General features: G+C 62.6%; 18 protein-coding genes. 17 read left to right on the forward strand and 1 reads right to left on the reverse strand.

Translation table 11 applies throughout. The features are described from left to right. The first annotated feature begins 5 nt into the window (after window positions 1-5). The 17 genes from rpsN to bfr all read left to right on the forward strand — a co-directional run bounded on the left by rpsN (window position 6) and on the right by bfr (window position 11,925). Entirely contained in the window at window positions 6-311 is a 306-nt protein-coding gene (gene rpsN / locus AC1G9C_RS03190; RefSeq protein WP_003463288.1) for a 30S ribosomal protein S14, read from the forward strand. A gap of 185 nt (window positions 312-496) precedes the next feature. Then, window positions 497-889 (forward strand): 30S ribosomal protein S8, encoded by a 393-nt coding sequence (gene rpsH / locus AC1G9C_RS03195; protein WP_013789766.1) that lies wholly within the window; start codon window positions 497-499, stop codon window positions 887-889. Between the two features lie 12 nt (window positions 890-901). Continuing rightward, the gene (rplF, locus tag AC1G9C_RS03200; RefSeq protein ID WP_021444325.1) at window positions 902-1,435 is read left to right on the forward strand and encodes a 50S ribosomal protein L6; all 534 of its coding nucleotides are present in this window, start codon (window positions 902-904) and stop codon (window positions 1,433-1,435) included. Between the two features lie 11 nt (window positions 1,436-1,446). Continuing rightward, window positions 1,447-1,797, forward strand: coding sequence for a 50S ribosomal protein L18 (gene rplR / locus AC1G9C_RS03205; RefSeq protein WP_003243919.1), 351 nt, complete (start codon window positions 1,447-1,449; stop codon window positions 1,795-1,797). A 3-nt stretch (window positions 1,798-1,800) separates the two neighbouring features. Beyond that, window positions 1,801-2,301, forward strand: a complete 501-nt coding sequence (rpsE, locus tag AC1G9C_RS03210) for a 30S ribosomal protein S5 (protein WP_003243920.1) — start codon at window positions 1,801-1,803, stop codon at window positions 2,299-2,301. A gap of 2 nt (window positions 2,302-2,303) precedes the next feature. Next, window positions 2,304-2,483, forward strand: coding sequence for a 50S ribosomal protein L30 (gene rpmD / locus AC1G9C_RS03215; protein WP_003243922.1), 180 nt, complete (start codon window positions 2,304-2,306; stop codon window positions 2,481-2,483). 2 nt (window positions 2,484-2,485) lie between these two features. Further along, window positions 2,486-2,917, forward strand: coding sequence for a 50S ribosomal protein L15 (gene rplO / locus AC1G9C_RS03220; RefSeq protein WP_480409426.1), 432 nt, complete (start codon window positions 2,486-2,488; stop codon window positions 2,915-2,917). Next, window positions 2,918-4,246, forward strand: coding sequence for a preprotein translocase subunit SecY (gene secY, locus AC1G9C_RS03225; RefSeq protein ID WP_031303184.1), 1,329 nt, complete (start codon window positions 2,918-2,920; stop codon window positions 4,244-4,246). A 28-nt stretch (window positions 4,247-4,274) separates the two neighbouring features. Beyond that, the gene (gene rpmJ, locus AC1G9C_RS03230; RefSeq protein WP_002555468.1) at window positions 4,275-4,391 is read left to right on the forward strand and encodes a 50S ribosomal protein L36; all 117 of its coding nucleotides are present in this window, start codon (window positions 4,275-4,277) and stop codon (window positions 4,389-4,391) included. A 133-nt stretch (window positions 4,392-4,524) separates the two neighbouring features. Then, window positions 4,525-4,881 (forward strand): 30S ribosomal protein S13, encoded by a 357-nt coding sequence (gene rpsM, locus AC1G9C_RS03235; protein WP_021444323.1) that lies wholly within the window; start codon window positions 4,525-4,527, stop codon window positions 4,879-4,881. A 30-nt stretch (window positions 4,882-4,911) separates the two neighbouring features. Next, on the forward strand, window positions 4,912-5,301 hold the full coding sequence (gene rpsK / locus AC1G9C_RS03240) for a 30S ribosomal protein S11 (protein WP_003243933.1): 390 nt from the start codon (window positions 4,912-4,914) through the stop codon (window positions 5,299-5,301). Window positions 5,302-5,318: 17 nt separating this feature from the next. Continuing rightward, entirely contained in the window at window positions 5,319-5,939 is a 621-nt protein-coding gene (gene rpsD / locus AC1G9C_RS03245) for a 30S ribosomal protein S4 (protein ID WP_021444322.1), read from the forward strand. 22 nt (window positions 5,940-5,961) lie between these two features. After that, the gene (locus AC1G9C_RS03250) at window positions 5,962-6,963 is read left to right on the forward strand and encodes a DNA-directed RNA polymerase subunit alpha (protein WP_021444321.1); all 1,002 of its coding nucleotides are present in this window, start codon (window positions 5,962-5,964) and stop codon (window positions 6,961-6,963) included. A gap of 44 nt (window positions 6,964-7,007) precedes the next feature. Next, a complete protein-coding gene (gene rplQ, locus AC1G9C_RS03255) occupies window positions 7,008-7,394 on the forward strand; it encodes a 50S ribosomal protein L17 (protein WP_003243945.1) in 387 nt (128 codons plus the stop codon). 200 nt (window positions 7,395-7,594) lie between these two features. Further along, window positions 7,595-8,974 (forward strand): Na+/H+ antiporter NhaC family protein, encoded by a 1,380-nt coding sequence (locus tag AC1G9C_RS03260; RefSeq protein WP_480409427.1) that lies wholly within the window; start codon window positions 7,595-7,597, stop codon window positions 8,972-8,974. A 180-nt stretch (window positions 8,975-9,154) separates the two neighbouring features. Continuing rightward, on the forward strand, window positions 9,155-11,305 hold the full coding sequence (gene katG / locus AC1G9C_RS03265; RefSeq protein WP_480409428.1) for a catalase/peroxidase HPI: 2,151 nt from the start codon (window positions 9,155-9,157) through the stop codon (window positions 11,303-11,305). A 155-nt stretch (window positions 11,306-11,460) separates the two neighbouring features. Next, window positions 11,461-11,925, forward strand: a complete 465-nt coding sequence (gene bfr / locus AC1G9C_RS03270) for a bacterioferritin (protein WP_457788065.1) — start codon at window positions 11,461-11,463, stop codon at window positions 11,923-11,925. Between the two features lie 48 nt (window positions 11,926-11,973). On the opposite strand, the gene uvrA is transcribed toward bfr, so the two are convergent. Beyond that, on the reverse strand, window positions 11,974-14,808 hold the full coding sequence (gene uvrA, locus AC1G9C_RS03275) for an excinuclease ABC subunit UvrA (RefSeq protein WP_480409429.1): 2,835 nt from the start codon (window positions 14,806-14,808) through the stop codon (window positions 11,974-11,976). Window positions 14,809-14,831 lie beyond the last annotated feature (23 nt).

Raw genomic sequence — 14,831 nt, forward strand, 5'->3', positions numbered from 1 at the left:
GGAACATGGCCAAGACAAGCATGAAGAACCGCGAGCTGAAGCGTCAGCAAACGGTTGCCAAGTACGCCAAGAAGCGTGCCGAGCTGAAAGCCACCATCGCCAATCCGAACACCAGTCCGGAAGCGCGTTGGGAAGCCCAGGTCGCTCTGCAGAAGCAGCCGCGTGACGCCAGCGCCTCGCGCCTGCGTAACCGCTGCCGCATCACCGGCCGTCCGCACGGCGTTTACCGCAAGTTCGGTCTGTCGCGTAACAAGCTGCGTGAAGCCGCCATGCGCGGCGACGTACCGGGTCTGGTGAAAGCCAGCTGGTAAGTCGAAACGGAGCCGGCCTCGCGCCGGCTTTGTTTTATCCGAATCAAGCCCCTTTTGGGGCTTGATTCATTTTTGATCGGTCTCTAGAATGTCCGGCTCTCCTGAGCCTGGCATTTTGCATGCCGAGCTTTTGGATGATCCCACAGCCTTCGGGCTGTTCTTTTTGTATCAGGAGCGTCTAGCCCATGAGTATGCAGGACCCGTTAGCGGACATGCTAACTCGTATCCGTAATGCCCAGATGGCTGAAAAGTCCGTCGTAAGCATGCCGTCTTCCACGCTGAAGGTGGCTGTAGCCAAAGTTCTGAAGGACGAAGGTTATATTGCGGGTTATCAGATCAGCGGCGAAGCCAAGCCGCAGCTGTCCATCGAGCTGAAGTACTTCGAAGGCCGTCCGGTCATCGAGGAAGTCAAGCGCGTGAGCCGTCCCGGCCTTCGCCAGTACAAATCCGTCGACGATCTGCCGAAAGTTCGCGGCGGTCTCGGTGTCTCCATCGTCTCCACCAACAAGGGTGTGATGACGGACCGCGCTGCGCGCGCTGCCGGTGTCGGCGGCGAAGTGCTCTGCACCGTGTTCTAAGGGGGGATAAGCATGTCTCGTGTTGCTAAGAACCCCGTAGTGCTGCCTGCCGGTGTCGAGGTCAAACTCGCCGGTCAGCAGCTCTCGGTGAAGGGCGCCAAGGGCGCTCTCGAACTGAACGTACACTCGTCCGTGGAAGTGATCCAGGAAGGCAGCGAGCTGCGTTTCGCCGCTCGTAATGGCGATCAGCAGAACCGCGCCATGGCCGGCACCACTCGTGCTCTGGTCAACAACATGGTCATCGGCGTCAGCCAAGGCTTCGAGCGCAAGCTGCAGCTGGTCGGCGTGGGCTACAAAGCTCAAGCCAAAGGCCAGGTGCTGAACCTCGCGCTGGGCTTCTCCCACCCGATCGACTACGAACTGCCGGCAGGCGTCGTGGCCGAAACCCCGAACCAGACCGAAATCCTGATCAAGGGTATCGACAAGCAACTGGTGGGTCAGGTGGCTGCGGAGATCCGTGACTTCCGTCGTCCTGAGCCTTACAAGGGCAAAGGCGTTCGTTACGCGGATGAAGTCGTCCGTCGTAAAGAAGCCAAGAAGAAGTAAGGGGCTGAGATATGACCGACAAAAAAGTTACTCGTCTGCGTCGCGCTCGCAAAGCACGCCTGAAAATGCACGAGCTCGAAGCCGTGCGTCTGTGCGTGTACCGCTCTTCGCAACACATCTACGCCCAGGTCATTTCGGCCGACGGCAGCAAGGTTCTGGCCAGTGCCTCGACCTTGGACAAAGCACTGCGTGATGGCGCCACTGGCAACGTCGACGCCGCCAAGAAAGTAGGTCAACTGGTTGCCGAGCGCGCGAAAGCCGCTGGTGTGACTCAGGTTGCATTCGACCGTTCTGGCTTCAAGTACCACGGTCGCGTCAAGGCGCTGGCCGATGCTGCTCGTGAAGGCGGGCTGGAGTTCTAAGTTATGGCAAATAACGACCAAAAGCGCGACGAAGGCTATATCGAGAAGCTGGTCCAGGTTAACCGCGTTGCCAAGACCGTAAAGGGTGGCCGTATCTTCACCTTCACCGCGCTGACCGTGGTGGGTGATGGCAAGGGTCGCGTCGGTTTCGGCCGTGGCAAGTCCCGCGAAGTGCCGGCCGCCATCCAGAAGGCGATGGAAGCTGCGCGTCGCAACATGATCCAGGTGGATCTGAACGGCACCACTCTGCAGTACCCGATCAAGTCCGCTCATGGCGCCTCCAAGGTGTACATGCAGCCGGCTTCGGAAGGTACCGGCATCATCGCCGGCGGCGCCATGCGTGCCGTGCTGGAAGTGGCGGGTGTGCAGAACGTTCTGGCCAAGTGCTACGGCTCGACCAACCCGGTGAACGTGGTTCACGCCACCTTCAAGGGTCTGAAGACCATGCAGTCTCCGGAATCCGTTGCAGCCAAGCGTGGCAAGAGCGTCGAGGAGATTCTCTAACCATGGCTAATACCGTCAAAGTGACTCTGATCAAGAGCACCAATGGCCGCCTGGCCAATCACAAAGCTTGCGTCAAGGGCCTCGGCCTGCGTCGTATCGGTCACACCGTAGAGGTTCTGGATACTCCGGAAAACCGCGGCATGATCAACAAGGCTTACTACCTGCTGAAGGTGGAGGGTTAATCATGCAACTGAACGATCTGCGTTCCGCGCCGGGTGCCCGTCGCGAGAAGCACCGTCCGGGCCGTGGTATCGGCAGCGGTCTGGGCAAGACCGGTGGCCGCGGCCACAAGGGTCAGACCTCCCGCTCCGGTGGCACCATCGCTCCGGGCTTCGAGGGTGGTCAGCAGCCGCTGCACCGCCGTCTGCCGAAGTTCGGCTTCGTCTCCCTGAAGGCTATGGATCGCGCCGAAGTGCGTACCTCCGAGCTGAACAAGGTGGAAGGCGTCGTCACTCTGCAGGCGCTGAAGGATGCCAACCTGGTCGGCCAACACGTACAGCGCGTAAAAGTCATGCTGTCCGGTGAGGTCACCCGTGCGGTCACCCTGAAAGGTATCGCCGCCACCAAGGGTGCGCGCGCGGCTATCGAAGCAGCTGGCGGTAAGTTCGAGGACTAAATGGCTAAGCAAGGTGCTCTCTCAGCGCTGGCAGGTGGCGGGTTGTCCGAACTCTGGGCTCGTCTGCGTTTCCTGTTCATGGCGATCATCGTCTACCGGATAGGTGCGCACATCCCGGTTCCTGGCATCAACCCAGACCGACTGGCGGATCTGTTCCGGCAGAATGAGGGGACCATTCTTAGCTTGTTCAACATGTTTTCCGGCGGCGCGCTGGAGCGGATGAGCATCTTTGCACTGGGGATCATGCCGTACATCTCGGCCTCGATCATCATGCAGCTGATGACCGCCGTCAGCCCGCAGCTGGAGCAGTTGAAGAAGGAAGGTGAAGCTGGCCGTCGCAAGATCAGCCAGTACACCCGCTACGGCACTCTCGTCCTGGCGTTCGTCCAGGCCATCGGCATGTCCGTTGGTCTGGCCAGTCAGGGCGTGGCGTTCTCGGTCGATTTCGGCTTCCACTTCGTTGCGGTCACCACTTTCGTGGCGGGCGCGATGTTCATGATGTGGTTGGGCGAGCAGATCACCGAGCGCGGTGTCGGCAACGGTATCTCGATGCTGATTTTTGCAGGCATCGTAGCCGGTCTGCCGTCGGCAATCGGGCAGTCTTTCGAGTCTGCGCGCCAGGGCGATATCAACATCTTCGCCCTGATTGCCATCGGCCTGCTGGCAGTAGCGATCATCGGTTTCGTGGTGTTCATCGAGCGTGGTCAGCGTCGCATTGCGGTGCACTACGCCAAGCGTCAGCAGGGCCGTAAGGTCTTCGCCGCGCAGACCAGCCACCTGCCGCTGAAGGTGAACATGGCGGGGGTCATCCCGGCCATTTTCGCCAGCAGCCTTCTGCTGTTCCCGGCCTCGCTGGGTGCCTGGTTCGGTCAGTCCGAGGGTCTGGGCTGGCTGCAGGACATTTCGCAGGCGATCGCTCCTGGTCAGCCGTTGAACATTCTGCTGTTTAGTGCAGGGATCATTTTCTTCTGCTTCTTCTACACGGCGCTGATGTTCAACCCGAAAGACGTAGCGGAAAACCTGAAGAAGTCCGGTGCCTTTATTCCGGGCATCCGTCCGGGCGAGCAGTCGGCGCGCTATATCGATGGCGTTCTGACCCGCTTGACCATGTTCGGTGCTCTGTACATGACGGCCGTGTGCCTGCTGCCCCAGTTCCTGGTGGTGGCGGCCAACGTTCCGTTCTACCTTGGCGGGACCTCGTTGCTGATCGTGGTCGTGGTTGTCATGGACTTCATGTCCCAAGTGCAATCGCACCTCGTGTCTCACCAGTACGATTCCCTGATGAAGAAAGCCAACCTGAAGGGCTATGGCAGCGGCATGCTCCGCTGATCCACCCGTAAGGTTCGAGGAGTTGGTAATGAAAGTTCGTGCATCGGTGAAAAAGCTGTGCCGTAACTGCAAAATTATCCGTCGCGAAGGTGTCGTGCGGGTGATCTGCAGCGCAGAGCCGCGTCACAAGCAGCGCCAAGGCTGAGTGTGAACCACGCGTGATAAGCCCGGCAGCTAGTGCGCTGCCGGGTTGATTAATCGTTTCTACAGCGTTAATATCTCGCGCCCTATTTCTTGGCTTCCGGGGCGTAGGTAGCTGTCAATTGGAGTTCCACTGAATGGCCCGTATTGCAGGCGTTAACATTCCGGATAACAAGCACACTGTTATCTCGCTGACCTACATCTATGGTGTCGGTCGCACCACCGCACAGCAAATCTGTGCCGCTACCGGTGTAAACCCGGCTGCGAAAATCAAGGATCTGACTGACGAGCAGATCGAACAGCTGCGTGGCGAAGTAGCCAAGGTGAATACCGAAGGCGACCTGCGTCGTGAAGTGAATATGAAGATCAAGCGCTTGATGGATCTGGGTTGCTACCGTGGCCTGCGCCACCGTAAAGGCCTGCCGGTTCGCGGTCAGCGTACCAAGACCAACGCTCGCACCCGCAAGGGCCCGCGTAAGCCGATCCGCAAGTAATCGCATTCGCGAATCGACAGGAATTTAGTCATGGCAAAACCTGCTGCTCGTACTCGTAAGAAAGTCAAAAAGACGGTGGTCGATGGCATCGCCCACATCCACGCGTCTTTCAACAACACCATCGTGACCATCACCGACCGTCAGGGCAACGCCCTGTCCTGGGCTACCTCGGGTGGTTCGGGTTTCCGCGGCTCGCGTAAGTCCACTCCGTTCGCTGCCCAGATCGCCGCCGAGCGCGCTGGTCAGGCTGCACTGGAGTACGGCCTGAAGAACCTCGACGTGAACGTCAAGGGCCCGGGTCCGGGTCGCGAATCCGCTGTGCGTGCTCTGAACGCCTGCGGCTACAAAATCGCCAGCATCACCGACGTGACGCCTATCCCGCACAACGGGTGCCGTCCGCCGAAGAAGCGTCGCGTGTAAACAGGAGACAGTGAGAAATGGCTCGTTACATTGGTCCCAAGTGCAAACTGTCTCGCCGTGAAGGCACCGATCTCTTCCTGAAGAGCGGTGTTCGCGCGCTTGAATCTAAGTGCAACATCGAAGCAGCTCCCGGTATTCACGGTCAGCGTCGCGGTCGCCAGTCCGACTACGGCACCCAGCTGCGTGAGAAGCAGAAAGTCCGTCGTATCTACGGCGTGCTGGAGCGTCAGTTCAGCGGTTACTACAAGCAAGCTGCCAGCCAGAAGGGCGCCACCGGCGAAAACCTGCTGCAGCTGCTGGAATGCCGTCTGGATAACGTGGTTTACCGTATGGGCTTTGGCGCTACCCGTGCCGAATCCCGTCAGCTGGTTTCGCACAAAGCAATCAGCGTCAACGGTCAGACCGTAAACGTACCGTCCTATCAGGTTAAAGCTGGCGACGTCGTTGCTGTTCGCGAGAAATCGAAGAACCAGCTGCGCATCGTTCAGGCTCTTGAGCTCTGCGCCCAGCGTGGCCGCGTTGAGTGGGTCGAAGTAGACGCCGAGAAGAAGTCTGGTGTGTTCAAGAACGTACCGGCTCGTGGCGATCTGTCCGCTGACATCAACGAGAGCCTGATTGTCGAGCTCTACTCCAAGTAAGGGCTAGAAAATAGGTGCATCCATGCAGATTTCGGTAAATGAGTTCCTGACCCCCCGCCACATCGATGTGCAGGAGGTCAGTTCGACCCGCGCCAAGATCACCCTCGAGCCTCTCGAGCGTGGTTTCGGCCATACCCTGGGCAATGCGCTGCGTCGCATCCTGTTGTCCTCCATGCCTGGCTGTGCAGTAGTCGAGGCCGAGATCGACGGTGTACTCCACGAGTACTCCGCGATCGAAGGTGTGCAGGAAGATGTCATCGAGATCCTGCTCAACCTGAAAGGTCTGGCTATCAAGCTGCACGGCCGTGACGAAGTGACCCTGACTCTGGCTAAGAAGGGCCCGGGCGTCGTTACCGCTGCCGATATTCAGCTGGATCACGATGTCGAAATCGTCAATGGCGACCACGTCATCGCTAACCTGGCCGCCAATGGCGCGCTGAACATGAAGCTCACCGTAGCTCGTGGTCGCGGCTATGAGCCGGCTGACGCGCGTCAGAGCGACGAGGACGAAAGCCGCAGCATCGGTCGCTTGCAGCTGGATGCTTCGTTCAGCCCTGTGCGTCGGGTTGCTTACGTGGTGGAAAACGCCCGTGTCGAGCAGCGCACCAACCTGGACAAACTGGTCATCGACCTGGAAACCAACGGTACCCTGGACCCCGAAGAGGCCATCCGTCGTGCCGCGACCATCCTGCAGCAGCAGCTGGCCGCGTTCGTCGACCTCAAGGGTGACAGCGAGCCGGTGGTGGTCGAGCAGGAAGACGAGATCGATCCGATCCTGCTGCGTCCCGTCGACGACCTGGAACTGACCGTACGTTCGGCCAACTGCCTGAAGGCAGAGAACATCTATTACATCGGCGACCTGATTCAGCGCACCGAAGTAGAGCTGCTCAAAACCCCGAACCTGGGCAAGAAATCCCTGACCGAAATCAAGGATGTTCTGGCCTCTCGCGGTCTGTCCCTCGGTATGCGCCTCGACAATTGGCCGCCGGCAAGTCTGAAGAAAGACGATAAGGCCACTGCCTGATCGTCATCATCACCGAACGAACAAGTTTGGTAAGGAATTGAACCATGCGTCATCGTAAAAGTGGCCGTCACCTCAGCCGCACCAGCGCTCACCGCAAGGCCATGTTCCAGAACATGGCGGTCTCGCTGTTCGAGCACGAGCTGATCAAAACTACCCTGCCGAAAGCCAAGGAACTGCGTCGCGTTGCCGAGCCGCTGATCACCCTGGCCAAGGAAGACAGCGTTGCCAACCGTCGTCTGGCCTTCGACCGTACCCGTTCGAAAGCCATCGTCGGCAAGCTGTTCAACGACCTGGGCAAGCGCTACGCCACCCGTAACGGCGGCTACCTGCGCATCCTCAAGTGCGGCTTCCGCGCTGGCGACAACGCTCCGATGGCCTACGTTGAACTGGTCGACCGTCCGGTCGGTGGTTCGGTAGAAGCTGCCGAGTAAGTTGCTGGTTGTACGAAAAACCGGGCCTTGCGCCCGGTTTTTTGTTGCCCGTGATTCGTCGAGTCGGAAATCAGCGCCCTGGGGGTGTGAATATTTTTCCGCACGTCGTGTTTGATATTGTGTACGAGATTGGGCTCGGGTAAGGTTCGGCGGTCTTTGATTCGCCGGCTCGCCGGCCCCAATAAGAACAACTGCCGATCATGTCCGAACCTACCGCTCTGAGTCTTATCCCTCCTGCCGTCGTCCTGACCCTGGCCATCTGGCTGCGTCGTCCCATCCTCGCCTTGCTGATCGGTGCTTGCAGCGGCCTGCTGTTGCTGTCGCCGCAAGACGCCATGGGCAGCTTCGCCGAGATTTCGCTGAAGGTGATGCAGGACGAAACCATTGGCTGGCTGATCCTGGTGTGCGGCAGCTTCGGCGCGCTGATCGCCCTGCTGGTGCGTACCGGCGGCGCCCTGGCGTTCGGTCGTGCCGCGCTGAAGCTGGCCAAGGGCCGGCGTTCCTCGCTGCTGATGACCTTCGTCCTGGGCGTGGTGATCTTCGTCGACGATTACCTCAATGCCCTGACCGTGGGCGAGACCATGAAGCGCGTCACCGACCGCTTCAAGGTTTCCCGCGAGAAGCTGGCCTACGTGGTGGACTCCACCGCCGCGCCGATCTGCGTGCTGGTGCCGCTGTCGACCTGGGCGGTGTTCTTCGGCGGCCTGTTGGAGAACAACGGCATCGCCGAGACCGGGCAGGGCATCGGCGTGTACGTCCAGGCCATTCCCTACATGCTCTACGCCTGGGCCGCGGTGCTCCTGGTGCTGCTGGTGGCCGCCGGCCTGTTCCCCGATATCGGCCCGATGCGCAGGGTCGAGATGCAGGCGCGCCACGGTTCGGCCGGGGCCATGCACGTGGGCGAGTTGAGCGCCGAGCACAACTACGCGATGAAGTCGCTGGAGGAGGAGTTCGAAGGCGCCGACAAGGAGGGCGGCAAGCTGCACAACTTCCTGGTGCCGTTGGCCATGCTGGTGGGCTTCACCGTCTACTTCGACATCGACGTGTGGATGGGCATGATCGCCACCATGCTGCTGACCCTGCCGTTCTACCTGCTGCAGCGCCTGATGCCGCTGACGGAGATGCTCGATCAGATGGTCGACGGCTTCAAGACCATGCTGCCGGCCATCGGCATCTGCATCGCCGCCTTCATCTTCAAGGACGTCTGCGACCAGCTGATGCTGCCGCAGTACGTGGTCGAGAGCCTCAAGCCCTACATGACCCCGCAGATGCTGCCGGCCATGGTGTTCCTGTGCATGGCGGTACTGAGCTTCGCCACCGGCTCGTCCTGGGGCATCTTCGCCGTGACCATCCCCATCGTCATGCCGCTGGCCTATGCGCTGGGCGCGGACATCCCGCTGGTGATCGGCGCGCTGATGTCGGCCTCGGCCTTCGGCAGCCAGGCCTGCTTCTACAGCGATTCCACGGTGCTGGCGGCGCAGGGTTCCGGCTGCGATCTGATCAGCCATGCCGTCACCCAGCTGCCCTATACCCTGATCGCGGCCGGCGTGGCGTTCGTCGGCTTCATCCTCGTGGCCTGAGCCTGCTGCAGGTATGGAAGAACGGGCCCCAGCGGCCCGTTTTTTATGCGGCTCTTGAAAGAAAATAACTATCGAGTCGTTACGCTCCATGCATTGGTTCGCCTGGCGAAGCGGGTCTAGGCTTGTTCCATCGTCGGCCGCAGTCGATGGGACCGACCCGATGAGAAAAAGGAGAGAAGCATGTCGAACCAAGGTAAATGCCCGTTCAACCACGTCGCTGGCGGCGGCACGACCAACCGGGATTGGTGGCCGAACCAGTTGCGTGTGGATCTGCTCAATCAACATTCGGAAAAGTCCAACCCGCTGGGCGCGAAGTTCAACTACGCCGAAGAATTCAAGAAGCTCGACTACAAGGCGCTGAAGGCCGACCTGGTCAAGCTGATGACCGACAGCCAGGACTGGTGGCCGGCCGACTTCGGCCACTACGGCCCGCAAATGATCCGCATGGCCTGGCACGCCACTGGCACCTATCGCATCACCGACGGCCGCGGCGGCGGCGGTCGTGGTCAGCAGCGCTTCGCCCCGCTGAACTCCTGGCCGGACAACGTCAACATCGACAAGACCCGCCGCCTGTTGTGGCCGATCAAGCAGAAGTACGGCCAGCAGATCTCCTGGGCCGACCTGCTGGTGCTCGCCGGTAACGTGGCGCTGGAGTCCATGGGCTTTCGCACCTTCGGTTTCGGCGCCGGCCGCGAGGACGTGTGGGAACCGGATCTGGACGTCAACTGGGGCGCCGAGATCGCCTGGCTGGGCGTCGACCCGGAGCGGGTCACGGATGATCGCGAGCTGGCGGCGCCGTTCGGCGCCACCCACATGGGCCTGATCTACGTCAACCCGGAAGGGCCGAACGCCAGCGGCGACTACATGCTGGCGGCCAAGGACATTCGCGCCACCTTCAACCGCATGGCCATGGACGACGAGGAAATCGTCGCCCTGATCGCCGGCGGCCACACCTTCGGCAAGGCCCACGGCGCCGCGCCGGAATCGCACAAGGGGCCGGAGCCGGAGGCGGCGCCGATCGAGGCGCAGGGCCTGGGCTGGATGAGCGATTTCGGCAGCGGTCACGGCAAGGACACCATCTCCAGCGGCATCGAGGTCACCTGGACCAAGACTCCGGCGCTGTGGAGCAACAACTTCTTCGAGAACCTGTTCAAGTACGAGTGGGAACTGACCAAGTCGCCGGCCGGCGCCAAGCAGTGGGTGGCCAAGGACGCCCCGGACATCATTCCGGACGCCCATGTGCCGGGCAAATTCCACAAGCCGACCATGCTCACCACCGACCTGACCCTGCGTTTCGACCCGGAGTTCGGCAAGATTTCCCAGCGTTTCCTCAATGACCCGCAAGCCTTCGCCGAGGCCTTCGCCCGCGCCTGGTACAAGCTGACTCACCGCGACATGGGGCCGAAGGCCCGCTACCTCGGCCCGGAAGTGCCGAAAGAGGACATGATCTGGCAGGACCCGCTGCCGGCCGCCACGCACAACCCCAGCGCCGCCGACATCGCCGATCTCAAGGCGAAGATCGCCGCCTCCGGGCTGTCGGTGGGCGATCTGGTGTCGGTGGCCTGGGCCTCGGCCTCGACCTTCCGCGGCGGCGACAAGCGCGGCGGTGCCAACGGTGCGCGTCTGGCCCTGGCGCCGCAGAAGGATTGGCCGGTCAACCAGCGCGCGATCAAGGCGCTGGCCAAGCTGGTGGAAATCCAGAAAGCCTCGGGCAAGGCCTCGCTGGCCGATGTCATAGTGCTGGCCGGTAACGTCGGCGTGGAGCAGGGCGCCAAGGCGGCCGGGGTGGCGGTCGACGTGCCCTTCGCCCCCGGACGGGTCGATGCGCGCCAGGATCAGACCGACATCGAGTCCTTCGCGGTGCTCGAGCCCGTCGCCGACGGTTTCCGCAACTACAGCCAGGGCAAGCTGGGCGTGCCGACCGAGGCCATGCTGATCGACAAGGCGCAGCTGCTGACCCTGAGCGCGCCGGAGCTGACCGCGCTGGTCGGCGGCCTGCGCGTGCTCGGCGCCAACCACGACGGCGGTGCCCACGGCGTGTTCACCGACCAGGTCGGCGTGCTGTCCAACGACTTCTTCGTCAACCTGCTGGACATGGGCATCGAGTGGAAACCGGTGGATGGCGGCGCGGAGGTGTTCGAGGGCAAGTGCAGCAAGAGCGGTCAGGTGAAATACACCGGCACCCGCAACGACCTGATCTTCGGCTCCAACTCGGTGCTGCGCGCCTATGCCGAGGTCTATGCCAGCGCCGACGGCAAGGCGAAGCTGGTCAAGGACTTCGTCGCCGCCTGGACCAAGGTGATGAACCTGGATCGTTTCGATCTGGCCTGAACCGTTGCCGGTGGCGCGCCATCCGGCGCTTCACCGGCACCATCCGATCCACCTGGCGGCGCCTCCCTCGTGGAGGCGCCGTGCGTTTCGCTTGACCGCGACAGGCGGCCGGCGGAGCATTCGCCCATTTCACGGCTGCAACAAGGACCACCGGCATGAAGGGCCATATCGAAGTCATCGATTACCTCAAGCAACTGCTCAAGGGCGAGCTGGCCGCGCGCGACCAGTACTTCATCCACTCGCGCCTGTACGAGGACTGGGGCTTCGCCAAGCTCTACGAGCGCATCAACCACGAGATGGAGGAGGAGACCCAGCACGCCGATGCGCTGCTCAAGCGCATCATCTTCCTCGAAGGCGTGCCGGACATGGCGCCGAATGCCTTCACCTACGGGCAGACCGTGCCCGAGGCGCTGAAGCTGGACCTGGCCCTGGAGTACGAGGTGCGCGCGGCCCTGAGCAAGGGCATCGCGCTGTGCGAGAAGCATCAGGACTACCAGAGCCGCGACATCCTCCTGACCCAGCTCAAGGACACCGAGGAAGACCACGCCTACTGGCTGGAGATCCAGCTGCAGCTGATCGACAGGCTGGGGCTGGAGAAGTACCTGCAGAGCCAGATGTAAGCTGTGCCCATTAACCCAAGAGCCCCGCATGTGCGGGGCTCTTGGGTTTCAGGCGCGCTCGCGTTCCAGCAGCGGCCCCAGGAAGTGCCCGGTGTGCGACGCCGGGTTGGCCGCCACCTCTTCCGGGGTGCCGGTGGCGATGATCATGCCGCCCTTGGAGCCGCCCTCGGGGCCGAGGTCCACCAGCCAGTCGGCGGTCTTGATCACGTCCAGGTTGTGCTCGATCACCACCACGGTGTTGCCGTGGTCGCGCAGGCGGTGCAGCACGTCGAGCAGCTGCTGGATATCGGCGAAGTGCAGGCCGGTGGTCGGCTCGTCGAGGATGTACAGGGTCTTGCCGGTGTCGCGCTTGCTCAGCTCGCGACTCAGCTTGACCCGCTGCGCCTCGCCGCCGGACAGGGTGGTCGCGCTCTGCCCCAGCTTGATATAGGACAGGCCGACGTCCATCAGCGTCTGCAGCTTGCGGGCGATGGCCGGCACGGCGTCGAAGAAGGCGCGCGCCTCCTCGATGGTCATGTCGAGCACCTCGGTGATGCTCTTGCCCTTGTACTTCACTTCCAGGGTTTCGCGGTTGTAGCGCTTGCCCTTGCACACGTCGCAGGGCACGTAGATGTCCGGCAGAAAGTGCATCTCCACCTTGATCACGCCGTCGCCCTGGCAGGCCTCGCAGCGTCCGCCCTTGACGTTGAAGCTGAAGCGCCCCGGGCCGTAGCCGCGCGAGCGCGATTCCGGCACGCCGGCGAACAGTTCGCGGATCGGGGTGAACAGCCCGGTGTAGGTCGCCGGGTTGGAGCGCGGTGTGCGGCCGATCGGGCTCTGGTCGATGTCGACCACCTTGTCGAGGTGCTGCAGGCCGTCGAACGAGTCGTGGGCCGCGGCTTCCAGGGTGGTGGCGCCGTTCAGCGCGGTGGCGGTGAGCGGGAACAGGGTGTTGTTGATCAGGGTCGACTTGCCCGAGCCGGACACCCCGGTGACGCAGGTGAGCAGGCCGACCGGGATCTCCAGATCGACATTGCGCAGGTTGTTGCCGCGCGCGCCCTTGAGCTTGAGCTGCTTCTTCTTGTCGCGCGGGGTGCGCGTGGCCGGGTAGCGGATCCTCTCGCGGCCGGACAGGTACTTGCCGGTCAGCGAATCGGCATGCGCCATGACCTCGTCCGGAGTGCCCTCGGCGACGATGCGCCCGCCGTGCACGCCTGCGCCGGGGCCGATGTCCACCACGTAGTCGGCCAGGCGGATGGCGTCCTCGTCGTGCTCGACGACGATCACCGTGTTGCCCAGGTTGCGCAGGTGGGTGAGGGTGCCCAGCAGGCGCTCGTTGTCGCGCTGGTGCAAGCCGATGCTGGGCTCGTCGAGAATGTACATCACCCCCACCAGGCCGGCGCCGATCTGGCTGGCCAGGCGGATGCGCTGCGCCTCGCCGCCGGACAGGGTGTCGGCGCTGCGGTCCAGGGTCAGGTAGTCGAGGCCGACGTTGACCAGGAACTGCAGGCGCTCGCGGATTTCCTTGAGGATCTTCTCGGCGATCTCGCCGCGCCGGCCGGTCAGGTGCAGGCTGCCGAAGTAGTCGCAGGCGTCGCCCACCGGCAGGCCGCTGACCGCCGGCAGGGTCTTCTCGCCGACCCAGACATGCCGCGCCTCGCGGCGCAGGCGGGTGCCGCGGCAGTCCGGGCAGGGCTGGGTGCTGAGGAACTTGGCCAGCTCCTCGCGCACGCTGGCCGACTCGGTCTCGCGGTAGCGTCGCTCGAGGTTGGGGATGATGCCCTCGAAGGGGTGCGAGCGTTTGACGATGTCGCCGCGGTCGTTGAGGTACTTGAAGTCGACGTTTTGCGTACCGCTGCCGAACAGGATGACCTTCTGATGCTCGGCGGCCAGGTCGTCGAACGGCTGCTCCAGGCTGAAGCCATAGTGCGCAGCCAGCGAGCCGAGCATCTGGAAGTAGTAGACGTTGCGCCGGTCCCAGCCGCGGATCGCGCCCTCGGCCAGGGTCAGCTCGCCATTGACCAGGCGCTTGGCGTCGAAGAACTGCTTCACCCCCAGGCCGTCGCAGGTCGGGCAGGCGCCGGCCGGGTTGTTGAAGGAGAACAGCTTGGGTTCCAGCTCGCTGATCGAGTGACCGCAGTGCGGGCAGGCGAAGCGTGCGGAGAAGATGATCTCGTCGCCTTCTTCGTCGTCCATCGGCGCGATCAGGGCGATGCCGTCGGCCAGGCCGAGGGCGGTCTCGAAGGACTCGGCCAGGCGCTGCTGCAGGTCTTGGCGCACCTTGAAGCGGTCCACCACCACGTCGATGGAATGCTTCTTCTGCTTGTCCAGCTTGGGCAGCTCGTCCAGCTCATGCAGCTTGCCGTTGACCCGGGCGCGGACGAAGCCCTGCGCGCGCAGCTCCTCGAACACCGACAGGTGCTCGCCCTTGCGCTCGCGCACCACCGGCGCCAGCAGCATCAGCTTGTGTCCTTCCGGCAGGGCCAGCACCTGGTCGACCATCTGGCTGACGGTCTGCGCCTCCAGCGGCACGTCGTGGTCCGGACAGCGCGGGATGCCGACGCGGGCGTAGAGCAGGCGCAGGTAGTCGTAGATCTCGGTGATGGTGCCGACGGTCGAGCGCGGGTTGTGCGAAGTGGACTTCTGCTCGATGGAGATGGCCGGGGAGAGGCCCTCGATGGTGTCGACGTCGGGCTTCTCCATCATCGACAGGAACTGCCGGGCGTAGGCCGACAACGACTCCACGTAGCGGCGTTGGCCCTCGGCGTAGAGGGTGTCGAAGGCCAGCGACGACTTGCCCGAGCCGGACAGGCCGGTGATCACGATCAGCTTGTCGCGCGGCAGGGTCAGGTCGATGTTCTTCAGGTTGTGGGTGCGCGCACCCCGGATCAGAATCTTGTCCACTTACAGCGGCCTCGCGTGGCGGG

This window comes from Pseudomonas sp. ABa2, assembly GCF_056676075.1.